Origin of the sequence: Geopsychrobacter electrodiphilus DSM 16401, assembly GCF_000384395.1 — a bacterium.
Lineage (GTDB): Bacteria > Desulfobacterota > Desulfuromonadia > Desulfuromonadales > Geopsychrobacteraceae > Geopsychrobacter > Geopsychrobacter electrodiphilus.
The window spans coordinates 1174859-1192170 of sequence record NZ_ARWE01000001.1; the positions used below are offsets into that span (position 1 = coordinate 1174859).

Annotated in this window: 16 protein-coding genes and 1 tRNA gene; 15 read left to right on the forward strand and 2 right to left on the reverse strand. The window is 55.0% G+C overall.

The genetic code is table 11. The features are described 5' to 3' along the window. The first annotated feature begins 10 nt into the window (after positions 1–10). The 11 genes from D888_RS0105610 to D888_RS20800 all read left to right on the forward strand — a co-directional run bounded on the left by D888_RS0105610 (position 11) and on the right by D888_RS20800 (position 10124). Positions 11–1120: a phage tail tube protein gene (locus D888_RS0105610; RefSeq protein ID WP_020675563.1), complete on the forward strand. Its 1110-nt coding sequence runs from the start codon at positions 11–13 to the stop codon at positions 1118–1120. Positions 1121–1323: 203 nt separating this feature from the next. Further along, complete coding sequence (locus D888_RS0105620; RefSeq protein ID WP_020675565.1) at positions 1324–2745, forward strand: tape measure protein; 1422 nt, start codon at positions 1324–1326, stop codon at positions 2743–2745. Continuing rightward, the gene (locus tag D888_RS0105625) at positions 2742–5087 is read left to right on the forward strand and encodes a hypothetical protein (protein WP_020675566.1); all 2346 of its coding nucleotides are present in this window, start codon (positions 2742–2744) and stop codon (positions 5085–5087) included. Before D888_RS0105620 ends, D888_RS0105625 begins: the two co-directional genes overlap by 4 nt. Then, on the forward strand, positions 5088–5747 hold the full coding sequence (locus D888_RS0105630) for a hypothetical protein (protein WP_020675567.1): 660 nt from the start codon (positions 5088–5090) through the stop codon (positions 5745–5747). A 38-nt stretch (positions 5748–5785) separates the two neighbouring features. Further along, complete coding sequence (locus tag D888_RS20790) at positions 5786–5968, forward strand: hypothetical protein (protein ID WP_020675568.1); 183 nt, start codon at positions 5786–5788, stop codon at positions 5966–5968. Then, a complete protein-coding gene (locus D888_RS0105640; RefSeq protein ID WP_020675569.1) occupies positions 5955–6641 on the forward strand; it encodes an Ig-like domain-containing protein in 687 nt (228 codons plus the stop codon). Before D888_RS20790 ends, D888_RS0105640 begins: the two co-directional genes overlap by 14 nt. Continuing rightward, positions 6642–6899: a hypothetical protein gene (locus D888_RS0105645; RefSeq protein WP_020675570.1), complete on the forward strand. Its 258-nt coding sequence runs from the start codon at positions 6642–6644 to the stop codon at positions 6897–6899. Positions 6900–6988: 89 nt separating this feature from the next. Further along, positions 6989–7261: a spike base protein, RCAP_Rcc01079 family gene (locus tag D888_RS20795; RefSeq protein WP_020675571.1), complete on the forward strand. Its 273-nt coding sequence runs from the start codon at positions 6989–6991 to the stop codon at positions 7259–7261. A 1-nt stretch (position 7262) separates the two neighbouring features. After that, complete coding sequence (locus D888_RS0105655) at positions 7263–9482, forward strand: hypothetical protein (protein WP_020675572.1); 2220 nt, start codon at positions 7263–7265, stop codon at positions 9480–9482. Beyond that, positions 9482–9895 carry a hypothetical protein gene (locus D888_RS0105660; RefSeq protein WP_020675573.1) on the forward strand — a complete coding sequence of 138 codons (414 nt, stop codon included), beginning with the start codon at positions 9482–9484 and terminating at the stop codon, positions 9893–9895. Before D888_RS0105655 ends, D888_RS0105660 begins: the two co-directional genes overlap by 1 nt. After that, a complete protein-coding gene (locus D888_RS20800; protein WP_020675574.1) occupies positions 9888–10124 on the forward strand; it encodes a hypothetical protein in 237 nt (78 codons plus the stop codon). Before D888_RS0105660 ends, D888_RS20800 begins: the two co-directional genes overlap by 8 nt. An 82-nt stretch (positions 10125–10206) precedes the next feature. Here the strand turns inward: D888_RS20800 and D888_RS0105670 are convergent. After that, positions 10207–10282: transfer RNA gene (locus D888_RS0105670), tRNA-Ala, on the reverse strand. A gap of 155 nt (positions 10283–10437) precedes the next feature. Between D888_RS0105670 and selA the strand changes: the two genes are divergently transcribed. The 4 genes from selA to D888_RS23940 all read left to right on the forward strand — a co-directional run bounded on the left by selA (position 10438) and on the right by D888_RS23940 (position 15079). After that, entirely contained in the window at positions 10438–11847 is a 1410-nt protein-coding gene (gene selA / locus D888_RS0105675; RefSeq protein WP_020675575.1) for an L-seryl-tRNA(Sec) selenium transferase, read from the forward strand. Then, positions 11844–13772, forward strand: a complete 1929-nt coding sequence (gene selB / locus D888_RS0105680) for a selenocysteine-specific translation elongation factor (protein ID WP_020675576.1) — start codon at positions 11844–11846, stop codon at positions 13770–13772. Before selA ends, selB begins: the two co-directional genes overlap by 4 nt. Positions 13773–13843: 71 nt before the next feature. After that, positions 13844–14878: a selenide, water dikinase SelD gene (gene selD / locus D888_RS0105690; protein ID WP_083928779.1), complete on the forward strand. Its 1035-nt coding sequence runs from the start codon at positions 13844–13846 to the stop codon at positions 14876–14878. Positions 14879–14914: 36 nt separating this feature from the next. Further along, entirely contained in the window at positions 14915–15079 is a 165-nt protein-coding gene (locus tag D888_RS23940) for a hypothetical protein (RefSeq protein WP_020675579.1), read from the forward strand. A gap of 38 nt (positions 15080–15117) precedes the next feature. On the opposite strand, the gene D888_RS0105700 is transcribed toward D888_RS23940, so the two are convergent. After that, complete coding sequence (locus D888_RS0105700) at positions 15118–17271, reverse strand: 3'-5' exonuclease (RefSeq protein ID WP_020675580.1); 2154 nt, start codon at positions 17269–17271, stop codon at positions 15118–15120. Between the last annotated feature and the right edge of the window lie 41 nt (positions 17272–17312).

Here is a 17312-nt window from a genome sequence, read left to right on the forward strand (position 1 = left end):
GAGATTTGCCATGTTCGGAAAGTCGAACGTTACCGCTTACGCAAAAATGCAAGGGGCCAAAGGGGCCGCGGCCAGCATCGCCAATACGGATGCCGTTGATTTTAACCGGGATTCCACCCTGGTTTTCCCAAAAGGCCGCCAGATCCAGCGCGGTCTTAACCGTTTTGGCCGCTTTCCCAGCAAGCAGTCTGTCGCGGGTCGCTACGGTGAAGGCGGATACAACATGGAACTGCGCGGCAGCGGAACCGCCGGAACCCCTCCCAACGGCTTATCACCTTTTTTAGAAACGCTCTTCGGTACCAAGGCCGTGAATGCTGCAGATACGGTTGATATCGGATCTGGTACCACCACCGGGTTTGATTGCGCTGCCTCTTTAACCGTCGGTCAGCTGGTGCGCGTGGCGATCGGTGCAGGGTTTGAGATTCGCATTGTCGACAGCAAAACCGGGGCCGGTCCCTATACCTACACGGTTTCAAAAGCGTTTAGTCTGGCCCCCGCCGATGGGGCCGAAATAAGCGCTGGTGTCAGTTTTTTTCACCTGGGCACCGAGGCCGCCAACTTTTTCACCCTTGAGCAATATATCAAGTCGATCCGCTACCTGTGTGTCGATGCTGTTTGCGAATCGATGGCGGTCAGCATCAGCGATGAAGATGTTATCAAATCAACCTTTGCCCTGCGCACATCCAGCTGTACCGATACCGCCGCCACGGTTGACCCTTATACCCCAGTCTATGACGACTCACCCGAGCTGGTCGGGCTTGAGTGCAATCTTATTCTCGGCTCAACCGCCACCAATATGAAGCAGGCCGAGTTCAGCCTTAAGACCCGCCGCGAGATCGGCGGCATCAACTCATCCGGAATCTCTGATCTGCCCTTCGCAAATAACTTTGAAGCCACCGGAAAAATAACCCCCTGGATGGAAGATGCCGCGCCCTTCACCGCATTTTTCGCCGGCACTGTCGCCGACATCGAAATCACCAAAGGGGTCGCCGGGAATCAGCTTTACATCCTGCAGCAAGATGTCCAGTACAACGGCCCGGAAGTCAGCGACGACAACGGCGATTTTCAGTGGAACCTGCCCTACAACATCACTGGCGGCGTGTGGTTGGGGCTGTTCTGATGCGGCCGTTTATCGGGTTAATTCTACGCGGTTTGGGCTGGGTGTATTCAACCTGGTGCAAGCATGTCCGCATGGTTAAGCAGGAGGCTTGGCGATGATCTTGTTTTTCAAGGGGTGCTGGCTGTTGGTCCGGAACCCGCGCTTTTTCCTAAAGGTTTGGCGTGACGCTTATCAAAAGCTGAAAGATCAGCAGGCGCAAAAAAATGGCTAAAAACCGCGCCCAAATCATCATAACCGGAAGCGCCAAGGGCGCGCTCAGCGCTATTAAAAGCGTTGCTGGTGGCATCAAGGGGTTTGGCTCTTCAGTCCTAAATCTGAAAACCCTTATTGGTGGTGCTATCGCCGGTGGTGGGATTGGTCTGCTTGGTAAATCATTTCTTGATGCAGCCCGTACCAGTGAAAATTATCGCATCCGTTTAAACCATTTACTCGGGTCGCAAAAAGAAGGCAACAAGCTCTTTAAGGCAATGGCAGATTATGCCGGCAGGGTGCCTTTTGCTTATGACCAGGTCATGGGCAGCGCTACACAGCTGGCAGGTATCCTCAAGGGCGGCGTCAGCGAGATTAAACAGTGGATGCCGCTGATCGGCGATCTTGCTGCCGTCTCTGGTTTAGGCATTCAAGAGGCTACCGAGCAGGTCAGTCGCATGCTCTCAGCGGGTGCCGCCAGCGCCGATATGTTCCGCGAGCGCGGCATTCTTGCCATGCTCGGATTTCAGGCGGGGGTTACCTACTCGGTTGACGAAACCCGCAAAAAACTGATGGAAGCCTGGAACGACCCAAAGAGTAAATTCAAAGACGCCACCAAAGATATGGCCAGCACCTGGGATGGTTTAATCTCCATGCTGAGTGATGCCTGGTTCAGCTTCCGTAACGCGGTGATGGATACGGGCGTCTTTGATGGCCTTAAAAAGATGGTCCAGGGAGTCATCGATAAGATCGCCGAATTAAAAAAATCCGGCAAGTTTGATGAGCTGGCCAAAGACTTCGGCGCCAAGATCATGGCTGGCATCATCGCCACCCTCAACGCTCTGCCGGGTATCGTACGCGGCGTTATTAAAGCCGCCGAAATGTTGCTTCTTGCGGTGAGCGGCTTCAAGCAGATCCGTGGGCTGTTTGATGTCTTTTTAGGCCAGGTGCAGATCTGGTCGCTGGAATTCATAAACAACCTGCGCCTGGTGTTTATCCGCCTGCTCGAAGGGATAGGGCGTATTCCGGGGGTCAATACCAGTGTCGCTGTCAAAGAGACCTATAACGATATCGGCACCACCAACGGCAACCTTGATGCGCTTGAGGCCCAGCTTGAAAAAACCAAAGTCAACCTCGGCAAGGTCCAGATCGAGCAGGATGCGACCAGCGCCGCCTTCGCGAAAATGGCTGAAAACGCCAGCGCATCAGTCAAGATGATCACCGATGGCGCTCTCAAGAGTTTGAGCGAAAGCCAGAAACAGTTGGCGGTTGATACCAAGGTCTCAGCCGATTCACAGATCAGCGATCTTGATCGCGTAGTGCAAAAATATAACGAACTGAACACCAAACAGCTTAAGGGCACCGGCTACGTCAGCCCCGGAGCCAGCGGTCTCGAGCAGATGGCGGCGGCAATCGATAAGGGTGACAACACATGATGCCCTGGCAGATTGGAATAGAAGATAGCTCTCTTGTCTGGCAGGCTCTTGATAATGGTCAGGTGCGTGAGGTGTCAAGTGGCACCGGCAGCGAGTCGCAGGTGATCCCTGATGTGTCACTAACTTTCGCCGCAAATATCGATCTTCCGGCCGGACTGCTCGATCCAGAGACCAACCGCGATCGCGCGCGCCTGCGCCTGAGCGACGGCACCAGCCTGCGCTTTTTTAGAATAGAAGAGTTGTCTGGCAGCGTCTCTAAAGCACACGATTATCCGCGCATCAGCGGCCGCGCCTGGGCGGGTATTATCACAGACTGGCCGCCTATCTCTTATGATTTTAGCGCCGACATCTTAGCCAGCGACATGGCCCGCCTGATTTGCACCCGTTACGTCGATAGTGGCAGCGGCGACGCCGTAGGTGTGATCTGGCTGGCCAGTCAAGATCCAGTCATACCCGGTGGGCGCTTTCTGGTAAGTCGCAGTGAGCGCTGGGCGCTGCTGAAAGAGCTGGTCGATAAGTGCGGCGCCAAGCTGCGTGTCTCGACAGATGGCCTCAACTTTGAGGTCTATGACCACCCAAGTATGTCACTCAGCGAGTCTGTGACCCGCACCTATATTGATGCGCAGAGCCTTAACTATCAGCTGTTGAGGGTTAAACAACCAGGCAATGCCGTCCGGGTGCAAGGTGAGCAGGCTAACTACACGCGGCCCCAACTGCCGGTTATTTTGTGCGGTGTTTATCCGACAAGCATTACCGCCGATGGCGTCAGCACCGCAGTAGCTATAGCTAAAGTTTATGATTCTAACGGCGCTCTGGTGCAACAGCGGGCAATAGTCGAAGAGGCGATCACAGCCGGAAGTTACACCGAAATACCCGTCTCCGGTTGTTATGCGGTGCAGGCTGTCTGGATAAACACCGGCACCACCGCAAGCCCAACCAAGGGATCGCGGATTGATTGGTCGGCTTTTAATTCAAGCAGCATCACCGTCCCGGATAACGGCACCCAACTGTTTATCGTCAGTTATACCCAGGCAGAGGAGGTCAGTTTTACGCTCACCGACCAGGCCGATGAAATCCTGGGCGAAGCGCAAAGCACCACGGGAGCGCTGGCCGTATCGACCAGCGCCGCTCTCGGCCGGGTGATCGGCGTTTATCGCAGCACCGACAGCAACCGCAGCGGCGTGAATTATTACACCGGCGGTTCAGCTACGCCCAATACAACAAGTATCACCTTGGGGATCACTCCGGGACCAATCGGCACGGCCGTGATAATCGACTATGAAACCTATAACGGCAGCCCCCTGTCAGCCAGCATCAGCCCGGCTTCTGTGCTGTGCGATGCTAACGGCATGGCACAAGCCACGATAGGCAGCGGAACTACAGTTGGTACGGCCAAGATAATCGCGCGAGCCTTAAGTCAGGAGGGTAGCACCTGGTTATCATTGCTTGGTTCTGCCGTGGCCAGCATCGACCTTGCAAGTGACAAGGCGCAAATCCTTGTTGGCAGCAGTATTGTGGGGCAAACGCAGGTTGCAGAAACAAACCTGGTGGTGCACTCAGATACCTATGCAGACGGCACAATCGGGTTTGATGGCTATGTCGTGGTAGCAAACGCGGTCGCGGGGAGTGTCGCCATTTCCAGTATCCTCACGGTTAAATATATTACGCGCAAGGTTGTCAGCGGTGAAAATCGGGTTTACCTGCGGGTCACTGGAGCTGGCCAGTATTTCACTTTCGGCTCAACCACAATTGATATCAATTACAACACGACCGCCGATATCAGCAACGATGCCGGCACCGCAACGATAACCGCCACCGTCACGCAGGCCGACTTAAGCCCTGTCTCTGATGGCACCCCGGTCGTATTTAGTTTTTATGGGCAGTCCAATGGCCGCTTGTCCAGCACCCGCTCTTATACCAGCGGCGGAGTGGCCACTACTGTGCTCACCGCCGGGGCATCTATCGGCCGCGCCCGCATCTCTGCCGTCTGTGGCAGCCAACGCGCCGATATTAGTATTGAGGTCGTGCGGGTTATTACTGATGACAGCGCCATTGGAACGGTCAGCTACCCAGCGGGTGCCAACCCTCCGGGCGGCACTACAGATGCCGTCGCCGATAGTGGAACCGATGGCGATATCAGCGGCAAGCGGCGCCTGATTTGCGACAATCAACCCCACGCCGGGGTCTGGGTCTCATTATGTAACGGCCAGATTAACCGGCAGACCGATAGCAGTGGATATTTTACGTTTGACTGCGGCGTCATCGGCACCAACAACGGCACCGCAACGATTGATGGTGAGGTTTATCCGTTCAGCTGGACCATTACTGCGCCGGCGGTTTAAATGGATATCTTTCTCTGCACCAGTGAAAAAATATCGGCACCATCATCAGATATTTTGCTCTGTCCGCATGTTGCTGTCACCGGTGATATTGAGTTATGTGCCTCGCCTTGCGCGACTGCGCCAGCGCTGTTTTTGACTGGTTCAGATGCCCCCAGTGTCGGGGATATTTATAGCGCCAGCGGTGGTATCGCACCCTATACCTATAGCTACACCGGCGGAACGATCAACCCCACCACCGGTGAGATATTAACTGTTTTAAGCTGCGTTTATGGGGACAATACCAGGGCCTCAGCCATTGTTAGTGTTATGGATGATTGTGGCGTCAGTGCGGCAATCGTTGTCAGACAGCCTGGTGGTGGATGGGTCATGCGTGACTATCAAACCAACCCGGAGAGTGGTGGCACCTATAGTAATCACGTTTTTACCTTAGGCAAAGATCAATACAATATTACTTTTGGCCGCACAGAAGGATCAGAAGGATCGATTACCCCTTGCACGAGTTCATGGCCTGTCTTTATTTTCGATTGTGCGGCTGGGGTATGGCTGTCTGCTTATTTTGGAGACTATTGGGGTGAGATGGGCATGACAGAGGCATGGTGCTCGCAAATCTATGTTCGTAACTTTGCTTGGTCGGAGTGGATATGTCCCCCTTTTTGGTAGATGACAGTGAGTCCAATAACCTACGACTGGAAACGCCCATGAGTGATAACCGCGAACCACGTATTGTGACCAGCTCCGGAAGTTCCCGCGGGCTGGGTGACAGCATCGCCAAGCTGACCAGCGCCCTCGGTATTAAGCCCTGCGGCGGCTGCAAAAAGCGTCAGGCGTACCTGAATAAGAAGATGCCCTACAAAACAAGGATGATCGATGCTGATAGCTAACCAGTCACCCGCCGAAAATACCAGCGCCGTGCGCCGTGATTGGTCACTGACGGCCGATGTAACCGATGCCAGCGGCATCAGCAGCGTGGCCCTCCTGGTTAACGGGGTAAGCGTGACCCCAAGCACCACCAGCATCACAGATGGTAAGCGCGTTGAATATGCCCCACCAACCGCTAGCGGCTACGGCGACCGCATCACCATTGAGCTGACAGCCACCCCGGTCACTGGCGCGGCAGTCACATACACCTGGCGCTTTACCACGGCCACCGGCTTGACCGCCGCAACCAGCTCACCGCCGCCGAACCTGGTGGTTGCTAAAGATATCAGCTTAACCGCTGCTGAAGCCGACGATCAGGTCGGCGGTGTGAATGTCATCTGGTTGGCAGATATCACCCACCCGCTGATCGTCACCGAAGATCAGGCCCAACTGGTTGGCAGCGTCGCGGTTAATGACAACTGTTATCACAAGCATCGTCGCACCTTACTGGTTGACCGTTTAGATGTTAATGGCGACGCCAGCGCCGCGCTGCAAGAAGGTGATTTAGTCGCCATCACCATTGGCGCCCTGGGAGAAACTGCACAAAAAGCCCAGGTGTTGGCGATACGACAAAGCATAACGCCACAAGATGGTGTGCAATACGAATTGCTGGTCGAATATTACGAGGCAGTTTAAATGGCAGACACCCTGACAAAAATTAAAAAGAGCCTCAACATCGACCAGCGCAACCTGTTAGTCGCCACCGTCATCTCTGACCATGGAGCCACTTTAAGCTTGCGCAGCACTCGTGGAGAAGCCCTGATCGCCGGTAACCCTGGCGGAAGCTATCGGGTTGGAGATCGCGTCGAAGTCAGCACCAACGGCACCACATACACTGTCACTGGCCTGGCGCTGGTTGTTGAATTAGCCGGAGAGAAAGTTGTTTTAATTTAGTGGAGCGGCACAGAAAACTTTTTAAATAACAAACCAGTTAACATAAACCAGCCTCGAAACCAGAGGCCCTGACCCAAAGGAGCCACATCATGGGCGATAAATTTGAAGGTGCAGTTTATGACCTCAACAGCATCCCGGCTAACATCCAGTCGATCACCCCAAGCGACACGGTAGATCTGCCCAACGTCACCCGCCGAATCTACATCGGCACCGGCGGAGATATCAAAGTCACCGCCAAGGAAAGCGGCACCGTAACCTACAAAAACATGCCAGCCGGATACATGGAAGGCGCCTTCACCCGCGTCTGGGCAACCCCCGACGGTGGCGGAACCCCAGCCGCTGACCTGATCGCGGAGTGGTGAGATGATTGGCCTCGGGACCACCATATTTCACCGCGCCAGATCAGCCGCTACCAGCGTTATTTATTTTTTGCGCAACGTCCTCAATAGCACTGCCACGACTGGAGCAGACTCAACCTTCACCCGTGGTGGCTCCCCGGCAACTGTTCGCGCTTGGGATGCTACGACAGGGCTGAAGCTCGTCACCTCTCAGGCTGATGAACCTGTCAGTGAGGGGATGCGGTATGACGCGGGCACTTGGCTCAACGATGACGGAGCAGGCAACGCCCTCCACCCCACCAACGCAGACGGTGCTTATCTCGACCTGCCTGCACGGATGAACAATGAAGCAATAGGCCCTGACGCGACCAAGAGACAGCTTGGCACTGCTGAACCGCATGACTACTACTATGAGTCTGTGGCGATGGGGGAGGAAGTCATCACCCCTCTACTTGTCGCTGGAGTTGGGGCGACAATCTCAGAGACTGATGGAGTTACAACTCAAACCAGAAATGGGTCATCAAGTTCAGCTTATGTAACGGGACTTCCTTTTGTTACCTCTGGTGCTAAATATCAGGTTTCAATCGATCTCATATCTATTAATGCACCAGCTACTGTGTCTGTCAGGGTTGGTGGCGTATTGACTCCGCTGACGGTAGGTATTAACACTTTTGAAGTAACAACCGTTTCCAGTGTCTATCTAACCATTGAAATTCTCAATTACACCACAGGAACGGCAGTCTACCGTGATGTCTCACTCAAACTCATCCCCAACACCAGCCTCACTAGCCCCTTGCGCGACTCTCTGGGCAGGATGTACGAGGAGCGGGTGGTCAATGGGGGCTTTGATGTTGACTATGGGTGGGTGAAAAATGGCAACTGGGCCATCTCAGGTGGTAGTGCTTCCTGTACGTCTACGGGAGTGAATGAGGATATTTATCAGAGTATAGTTACCACGATAGGAAACACCTACACTGTTTCATGTGATGTGTCTGGTGTCGTTGGCGCACCACGGTTCTATGTCGATGCCTCTCATGAAGCTCTAGTAAATGGACCATACGAAAGGACTTTTACTGCAACTGCTACCTTTGCAACCATCCGTGTACGAATGATTACGGGAGGTTATTCTGTCACCATCGACAACGTATCCGTCACAGAAGTCGATGCCCTCGGCAACCCGACCAACGTGCTGGATGGGGGGAGGCGGGTAGCGGCAAGTAACTACCTTCTGAACTCTGGCGCACCTATCACACAGACCACAGGAAGCCTTGCAATAGGCTGGTACACTCTCTGGGCTACAGGAACAGGTACGGTTACGGTATCAGCAGGGACCGCTACTATAAGCACAACGGCTATGGGTGCTGTGACGGACGGAACGGATGGTAGCTATATCTGGTTTGAAGTCACAGGCGCAGGAACAGTAACGGTCACAGTAGCAGGAACACTTGGCACGTTTGATCTGATCGGTGGAACCTACACACCAGCACAACAGCCTCATATTGTAACAACTTCAGCCCCCGTAACCGAAGCGGCGAATGTCGCGTCATCCGTCGTGTGGCAATACGGAGGTCGCTACAACAACACCGGGAAGATGCCTTATCTGTTGCATGAGGGGGCGGCGACGAATCTCTTTCTTAATTCAGATGCACCAGTTACTCAGAACATCACGACTACTGCACAGGCTTACGTCCTCTCAATGACAGGAACGGGAAGCATTACAGCGTCCGGTACAGGTTCAGGTGTAGCAACAGAGGGCAGTCCATTGACCTTCACAGCCACAGCAGGGACGTTGACACTTACGAAAACTGGTACTGTTACAACCGCTGATTTCTGCGCCGAGACCGTACCAACAAGCCACATCCCCACAACTACAGCCCCGGTCACCCGCGCAGCAACGAGTCAGACGTCTCCAATTGTCTTCAGTGCTGATCGTATCCAACTGCGTATCATGCCGTCAGGATTATCGGAAACCTTCCTGAGTGACGGTACAAACGCGCTGACCTACACAGGCACAGCTTTGCAATTCACGGATGGAACAAATATCCTGACGCATACAGTAACGCTTGCTGATGCTGATGTTGTCGGCATTGACTTCGCCCTCGGGACGCTCTACCTCAACGGGACTCTGGTTGATACCAATGCCCTTGTCTCTCCAACGTGGGGGGCTTTGACGGATATTGGCAATATAACGGACCTGAAAGAGGATGCTACTCTCGACCTTACCAGCATTGCATGGAGTAAATAATGGTAGATGCAATCTTAAAGCTCAAAGCACCCTTCGATGCTGACCCTCACGCAACGCTGGTTGCACTTGCCGAACTATCCCTTGCTATGTATGGGGAAGGGGGCAACCCAGATGCAAAGATCACGGAGGACTTCCTCGGCTTTGTCAATACACCCGTCTTCGGTGGCTACGTGACGATGAGGATTACAGAAGCCTACGCTATGGCTCTGGAGTACATTGAGGCGAACGGAGGGAATCCTATGGCTGAACTGATCAGAGTGGAATGGCCGACGACACTAGACACGAACGGTGATACGATCCCTGCGGTCTATGCTCCGATCACTTTCCCTGTTGAGCAGTTCGATATTGACGGCGTTTCACTTGGGTTTATTCAACAGTCAATTGGCATCATTGGTGGGGGCGTGCATGGTTAAGTTACCGACGATCCCAGCCGACAAACTCGGCCACTTCTTCTACTCCGCAATCCTCGGCGCAGGTTGTAACCTCTTTTTCGGTCCACTCGTTGCGCTCGTGGTTGTGGTAGCCGCCGCTATAGTAAAAGAGCTTTACGACAAGATCAGCAGCAAGGGAACGCCGGAAATATTGGACGCGCTGGCGGGGATTGCTGGTGGTCTGGTTGCGATCAGCGGGAGCTGGATTTAACACAACAACTAAATGTAGTCAGATGTGGTCAGATTGAACTAAAAAAGGGTTAGCCAAAAAACGGCTAACCCTTTGAAATGTTTGGTGGAGCTACGCGGGATCGAACCGCGGACCTCTTGAATGCCATTCAAGCGCTCTCCCAACTGAGCTACAGCCCCGAACAAGTGGAGCGTTTATAACAAAGGCCCTTGTGACTGTCAACAGGAAAGATATGGGTTGGTTTAATATCGCGTGGCCAGTTCGGAACCCGCATGTTAGAATCAGGCTTGGTTCTATGAATTGAATATCTTCCTGCCGAGTAGGGATTTTTATCGTGAGCTCTCATCCGCAAAATTTACTCCGCAAGTTGCCCGGTGTCGATCGGGTTCTTGTTACCGTTCAGGGCCTGGTGCATGAAGACTGGCCTGCCCACCTTTTAACCGCCGAGATCCAGCAACAGATCGCTGACTTGCGTGCGCAGTTATTAAGCGGCGCATTAGCAAAGGTGCCTGCGCTCGAAGTGATCGCCAGAGCGGTGATTGTCGGCTTGAATAAATTTCGCCAGCCCTCGTTGCGTCGCGTCATTAACGCCAGCGGGATTCTGCTGCATACCAACCTGGGACGTGCCCCCTTGGCGGTCGCGGCGCTGGAACAAATTCAGCAGGTCGCCAGTGGTTACAGTAACCTGGAAATGGATCTGGTCAGTGGCCGTCGCGGGTCGCGACACACCCATGTCGAAGACCTGCTCTGTCGTCTGAGTGGGGCCGAGGCGGCGATGGTGGTTAACAATAATGCCGGGGCGGTGCTTCTGGCGTTGACCGCGCTGGCCAAAGGGAAAGAGGCCCTGGTTTCGCGCGGTGAGCTGGTCGAGATCGGTGGATCTTTTCGCATCCCCGATGTGATGGAGGCGGGGGGGGTGAAGTTGCATGAAGTCGGCAGCTCTAACCGGACCCATCTGCGCGACTATGAACAGACGCTCGGACCTGATACGGCGCTGCTGCTCAAGGTTCATACCAGCAACTATAAGGTTGTTGGTTTCACCAGCAGCGTTACCGCCGCAGAGTTGGTGGCTCTGGCCGCCGCGACCGGTATCCCGTTGCTGGAAGATCTGGGCAGCGGATTGCTTAAGCCTTTGCCCAACAGCAACCTGCCGTATGAGCCGACGATTGCCGAAGCGGTGGCCACCGGGGTTGACCTGCTGACCTGCAGTGGCGACAAGCTGCTGGGCGGACCGCAGGCGGGGCTGATTTTCGGCCGGCGGGAATGGGTCGACAAACTGCGCAAGCATCCCTTGGCCAGGGCACTGCGCATCGACAAGCTCTCCCTGGCAGCCCTTGAAGCGACCTTGCGTCTCTATTTGACCGGTGAGGAGAGCAAGATCCCGTTGATGGCCTATTTTGGTGTCGGCGTGCAGGAGCTGGAGGAACGGAGTCGACGCTTGATGCTGAAACTTGAACCCTTGAGCTTAAGTGTCGAGCTGATTGAGGATGCGGCGAGGGTCGGTGGTGGTGCGATGCCCGAAGCTGAATTAGCCGGTCCGGCGCTGGCATTGACCTCTGATGTTCTGTCTCTTGATCAGCTGGCCGCGGGGTTACGTGCCTCAACCCCGGCCCTGGTCTGCCGTCTCCACGAGGGGCGGTTGCTGCTTAATCTGCGCACGGTTGATCCGCTGGAGGAGTCGTTGATTGTTGATATCTTTAAAACCCTGCTGCTGCCTGATTCACCTGTCAAGCGGGGCGCATGAAATCTTCCGTTCTGAAACCCGTTATTATCGGGACCGCTGGCCATGTCGACCATGGCAAAACTTCCCTGATTCAGGCCCTGACCGGGGTCGATACCGATCGCTTGCAAGAGGAAAAAGCGCGCGGTATTTCGATTGAACTTGGCTTTGCCCCGCTGCATCTGCTGGATGGGCGCCTGGCCGGGGTCGTTGATGTGCCCGGGCACGAGAGGTTTATCCCGCAGATGTTGGCGGGTGCCGCTAGCATCGATCTGGTGCTACTGGTCGTCGATGCTGCCGAGGGGGTGATGCCTCAGACTCGGGAGCATCTGCAGATTCTGCAGCTGCTTGAGGTCAAGCGCGGCATTCTGGTGTTGAACAAGATCGATCTGGTCGAAGAGGAATGGCTCGATATTGTCGAAGAGGAGATTCGCGAGCAGGTGGCCGGGACCTTCCTGGAAAACGCTCCCTGTTGCCGGGTCTCGGCACGGCAGAAACTTGGGCTTGAGTCGCTGTTGCAGACACTGACGACGCTGGCGATCAAACTGCCACAGCGCGACAGTGGCGGGCCGGTGCGCTTACCGGTTGATCGCTGTTTCAGTATCAGCGGTTTCGGTACCGTGGTCACCGGGACCCTGGTTTCAGGCACCGTGCGCAGTGGTGACCGCCTCGAAGTTTTACCGCTCGGAAAGCGGGTGCGGGTGCGGGAGCTTCAGGTTCACAGTAACAAAGTCGAGTCGGCTGAAGCGGGGCAGCGCTTGGCGATTAACCTGTCCGGTGCTGAGCGTGACTGGTTTAAAAGTGGTTCGGTGGTCGCCAGCCCGCATCGTTTCTGTGTCACCGAGCGCATTGATGTGCGTCTTCAACTGTTGCCCGAGGCACCAAGACCACTCAAGTTCCGCGATCCTGTGCATCTGCACCTCGGCACCGCGCGTGCCGTCGGTCGTGTGGTGCTGCTGGAGGCGGACAGCCTTGAGCCCGGAGCCAGCGCTCTGGCACAGATTGTCCTCGATCGTCCCCTGGCCGCCTGGCGCGGCGATCCTTTCGTGATCCGCAGTTATTCACCGGTGACGACCATCGGCGGCGGATGTATTCTCGATGCGCTGCCGCAGAAGCACCGGCGCTTTCGTCCCGAGGTTTTGCAACGCCTGCAGCAACTGGAGAGCGGCAGCAGCGGTGCGGTGCTGCATGCGGTGGAGCAGCTCAAGGCCGCGCGCCTGCGTGACATGGAGAAGCTGACTGGCCTCTCTCGCGATCTGTTGTTGCAAAATCTTGAGCAGTTAACCGAGAGCGGAGAGCTCTGCCAGCTTGGCGAACAATGGTTGACGGCCGGCTTGCAGACCGCCTGGCTCGATCAGCTGGAGGAGCGCTGTGCGGATATCCTGGCAGAGAATCTGCTGGCGCATGGCGTTGCGCGTGCCACGCTCAAAGAGAGCTTGCCACCGGTGCTGGCCTTGCGCAGTTTCGATCTGCTGCTTGAGCAGCTGTTGGCGGCGGCCAGGCTGAAGAAGGTGAATGATCTGCTGGCACCGCCGGATTGGTATCCACAGGTTAGTCCGCAGCAGGCGGAGCAACTGGGAAGGCTGCTAGAGCATTTTGAGCAGCAGGGTTGCCAGGTTGCCAGTCTCAATCAGGTGATTGAAGATCTTAAGCTGAATCAAACCGAGGTCGAACCCTTAGTCGTCTATCTGGTGGGGGAAGGGGATCTGGTGCGGCTTTCGAGTGAAAGTTATCTGGCAAAATCGGCCTACGCGCTGGCCCTGAAGCGCCTGGTTGAATATTTCGTCGAGACTGCTGAGTTGAGCCTGGCTCAGTATCGGGACCTGTTCGGCGGCGGGCGAAAACTGGCCCAGGCACTGCTCGAACATTTCGACGGCTGCAAATACACCCGGCGTCAGGGCGATATCCGTCTCGCCTGGAATTTACCTGTCCTTGAAAAAGAGGACTGAATTCACTTGGCAGTTGGGGCGCGTTGTGACAGCATGCTTTTCGCTAAAGCCATATTTTTGCAGGAGATAAGATGACCAACAGGGTACGCCTGACCGGTCTGTCGCGCAGCTCAGGTTGAGCCGCCAAGATAGGCCCCGAGGCCCTGGCCCAGGTACTGGGTCAGATACCAAAATTTAACGATCCCCGTCTGCTTTCGCAGCATATTCCCTTTGCCGATGCCGGTATCTTCCGCATCGACGAGAAGAGGGCATTGGTGCAGTCGGTCGATTTCTTCACCCCGGTGGTCGACGATCCCTTTATCTTTGGTCAGATCGCGGCGTCCAACGCGCTCTCCGATCTGTACGCGGTCGGCGCAACCCCGCTGACCGCGTTGAGCCTGGTCGCATTTCCGCTGAAGCTGGGCGAAGATGTTCTGGCTGAAGTGCTTAAAGGCGGTGCCGAACGGGTGGCTGCGGCCGGCGCCGTGATTGCCGGTGGGCATTCGGTGGAGGATGACGAGCCGAAATATGGTCTGGCGGTCACCGGTATTGTTGAGATTGAGCAAATGATGCTCGCCACCTCCTGCCGGGTCGGTGACCGGCTGCTGTTGACCAAACCGCTTGGTTGCGGAATTCTGGCTACGGCGCTTAAGGGTGAGGTCGTCACGGAAGCTGGAATTTCAGAAGCTATCGGCGGGATGATCGCCTTGAATGCTTCTGCCTCAGCAGCGTGCATGGCCAGCGGTGTGCGGGCCGCAACCGATGTCACCGGCTTCGGGTTGCTTGGACACAGTATGGAAATGGCGCAGGCCAGCCAGGTCCGGTTCGAGATTGAGACCGCGAGCCTGCCGGTTTACCCGCAGGTCGCTGAGATGGCGGCCTTAGGCCTGTTGCCGGCCGGATTGCACCGCAATCGAAAGTATTATCTGCCCAGGGCTGTTCAAGCTCAGACACTTGAACCCTTTGTCCTTGACCTGCTCTGTGACCCTGAAACCTCTGGTGGCTTGTTGATTGCGGTGGCGGCGGAACTGCTGCCGCGATTACAGCAGGAGCTGGCGAGTCGACAGGTTTGTTCCTTTGAGATCGGCCGGGTGATTTCCGGGGAGGCTGGTATTGTTCTGCGCTGAGGGAGTCAGGCTCGCTAAACCCAGGAGGTGCCGCTGATGTTCGGCTTTGGTGTCGGAGAGCTTATGCTGGTCGGGGCCCTGGTGGTTTTTGCGCTTATCAGCGGGCGCAATGTCGCGAGCATGTCACGTCAGGCCGGACAACTAACCAGCCTCTGGTTTAGGTTGAAACAAAAACTCTCATTTCTGCGTTTTTTCAAATAGTCTTTTTGCGCCCAACACCCAACATCCAACACCCAAACTTAATACTCAATCTTTGCAAATGCCGATTTTTCTGAAGCAATCAAGGCATCCTTCAGGGTGATGATCCCCTGTGCCTCCAATAACGGAATCAACTTGATCAGCACCTCAGCGGTTACAATCGAATCGCCGAGTGCCGTGTGTCGGCCAACGATGGTGATGTTGAGTCGCTCTGCGATCCCTTCGAGGCCGTGTCCTTTCAGGTTCGGGTGGATAATCGATGAGAGCAGCAGGGTGTCGAGGACGGGGTTGGAGAACTGGACGCCGGACTTCTGTTCCTTTAGCTGCAAAAAACGCATGTCGAATGCCGCATTATGTGCGACCAGTACGGCCCCGTCGGCAAAGTTATGAAACTGTGGGAGGACCTTGTCGATCGTCGGCTGGCCGATGAGCAGTTCGGGATTGATCCCGTGGATGGCAACCGAAGCCGCCGGGACATGGCGCCTTGGGTCGACCAGTTGATCAATAGTCTCATGGTGCAGAATCTGACTGTTGACGATACGGATGGCTCCGAGCTGGATAATCTCGTCCCCTTCCGAGGGATTCAGGCCGGTGGTTTCGGTGTCAAAGACTACGAAGGTCAGTTTGCGCAGCGGGGTCTTGGCCATTTCGTCATCACCACGGCGCTCGAAGAGATCGAACTCGTAGGAGATTGGACGATGCTCGATGCTGGTGTGGATTGAGAGGGTCAGATCTCTGTCTTGTTTGGCATAGTTGATTTTCATGCCAAGGAAACTTTTGCCGCCGTCCGAAGTCAGATATTGCATGTTGCCGGACATCTTCTCGAGCAGGTCCACGAAACTGAAGGTTTCGCCGCGGCTGTTGCTTATCAGAGGGGAGTCCCGCCAGTTGTTAAGCAGGCTGTCGTCAATCGACTTATACCACTCGATCCACAGGGAGAAGTAATCATCTTCAGTGGTGAGCTTGAACTGCAAGTGATCGATAGCGTGATGCATGTTGAGCATGTCAGCCAGGTACGAGAGAGTCTGGACAAAGGAATAGCTGTCAAGCCTTAGCCAGATGTTGGTCTCGCTGTGAAAAGTGACCTGACAGTGGAGACGGTCGGTAATGTTCTTGGCCAGCACTTCGAGGATACTCTCGCCGGGAATATCCTCGACCTTACTTTGGGCCCGCAGATGGGTCATATAGTTGTTGCGCGCCAGTTGGATGGTCTGCTCCAGCACCTGAGAGGCCCGGTCGATGGTTTTTCGGTTTTTTTGCAGTTGCTCCAGCTTCATCTCCGGAGTGTCGAGGATTTGCGTGATCGAATCCCTGATTTCACTCAAGGTCCCCTGCAGGTCATCGGTCAGGGAGCGGATCAGCGAATCACGTCGCGTGTCGGCAGCGATTTGTTCTGTCATGTCCTCCAGGGTGAGGACAAACCCGCTCATCTGCTCTTTCCCATCCCTGAGCACTAGAACCGGGGCCATGTTGACCCGCAAGTAGGCACCACCATGGTATGACATCATGAAACTGCTGATGGGGGTCGACTGGCCGCGTGCAAGAGCATGATTCAGCATTTCAAGCGCGTGTGCCAGCGGGTCGCGATCAAGCAGACCGAAGACAGAGCGGCCGAGACCGATTAATCCCATGGGTTGGATAGTGGCGGTATTTACTGCCGATTTCTTGTCAAAGAGGGTCTTGGCTTTGGTGTTGTAGAGAAGAATCTGACCATCGCTGTTACAGACCAGAACGGCGTGGGGCAATTCGGACATGAGCGCTGCGAGACGATTCCGCTCCTCCTTGAGCTGAGCCTTGGACTGTGCGATATGTATGTCGATATCCCTCTGCATGCGGGTAAAGGTGTCGGCCGACTCATTGAAAATCTCGGCGAGATGAACGAGTTCTTTCGCCCCTTTAGGCTTAAGGCGGTAGTCGGTATTGGCTGTCGAAATCAGGCGGATCTCTTCACCCATCTGCAAAATCGGGATGATGTAGTTGTGGAAAAGCAGGCTGACGAGTCCGCCGATAATCACACAAAGAAAGGCAGCCCCAATAATCGGAAACGGGATTAATTTTCCGATAAGATGCTCTAAATAGAGTTGTTCTTCGGTCGCGAGGCTGTGCCAGGACCCGGCAAAACTGGCGATAATAACGCTGAAGGTTATCAACACAATTGCGAAGAGGAAAAACCAGTATTTGACACGTGGTGACATGAAACCTCTGCAGCAGAACCGATGCTAAGCGCTGTGTGCGC

What these genes read in the sequence shown, in the direction of transcription:
- D888_RS0105610 (WP_020675563.1), top strand. Translation starts at nt 11, where the DNA reads ATGTTCGGAAAGTCGAACGTTACCGCTTACGCAAAAATGCAAGGGGCC.
- D888_RS0105620 (WP_020675565.1), top strand. Translation starts at nt 1,324, where the DNA reads ATGGCTAAAAACCGCGCCCAAATCATCATAACCGGAAGCGCCAAGGGC.
- D888_RS0105625 (WP_020675566.1), top strand. Translation starts at nt 2,742, where the DNA reads ATGATGCCCTGGCAGATTGGAATAGAAGATAGCTCTCTTGTCTGGCAG.
- D888_RS0105630 (WP_020675567.1), top strand. Translation starts at nt 5,088, where the DNA reads ATGGATATCTTTCTCTGCACCAGTGAAAAAATATCGGCACCATCATCA.
- D888_RS20790 (WP_020675568.1), top strand. Translation starts at nt 5,786, where the DNA reads ATGAGTGATAACCGCGAACCACGTATTGTGACCAGCTCCGGAAGTTCC.
- D888_RS0105640 (WP_020675569.1), top strand. Translation starts at nt 5,955, where the DNA reads ATGCTGATAGCTAACCAGTCACCCGCCGAAAATACCAGCGCCGTGCGC.
- D888_RS0105645 (WP_020675570.1), top strand. Translation starts at nt 6,642, where the DNA reads ATGGCAGACACCCTGACAAAAATTAAAAAGAGCCTCAACATCGACCAG.
- D888_RS20795 (WP_020675571.1), top strand. Translation starts at nt 6,989, where the DNA reads ATGGGCGATAAATTTGAAGGTGCAGTTTATGACCTCAACAGCATCCCG.
- D888_RS0105655 (WP_020675572.1), top strand. Translation starts at nt 7,263, where the DNA reads ATGATTGGCCTCGGGACCACCATATTTCACCGCGCCAGATCAGCCGCT.
- D888_RS0105660 (WP_020675573.1), top strand. Translation starts at nt 9,482, where the DNA reads ATGGTAGATGCAATCTTAAAGCTCAAAGCACCCTTCGATGCTGACCCT.
- D888_RS20800 (WP_020675574.1), top strand. Translation starts at nt 9,888, where the DNA reads ATGGTTAAGTTACCGACGATCCCAGCCGACAAACTCGGCCACTTCTTC.
- selB (WP_020675576.1), top strand. Translation starts at nt 11,844, where the DNA reads ATGAAATCTTCCGTTCTGAAACCCGTTATTATCGGGACCGCTGGCCAT.
- D888_RS23940 (WP_020675579.1), top strand. Translation starts at nt 14,915, where the DNA reads ATGTTCGGCTTTGGTGTCGGAGAGCTTATGCTGGTCGGGGCCCTGGTG.
- D888_RS0105700 (WP_020675580.1), bottom strand. Translation starts at nt 17,271, where the DNA reads ATGTCACCACGTGTCAAATACTGGTTTTTCCTCTTCGCAATTGTGTTG.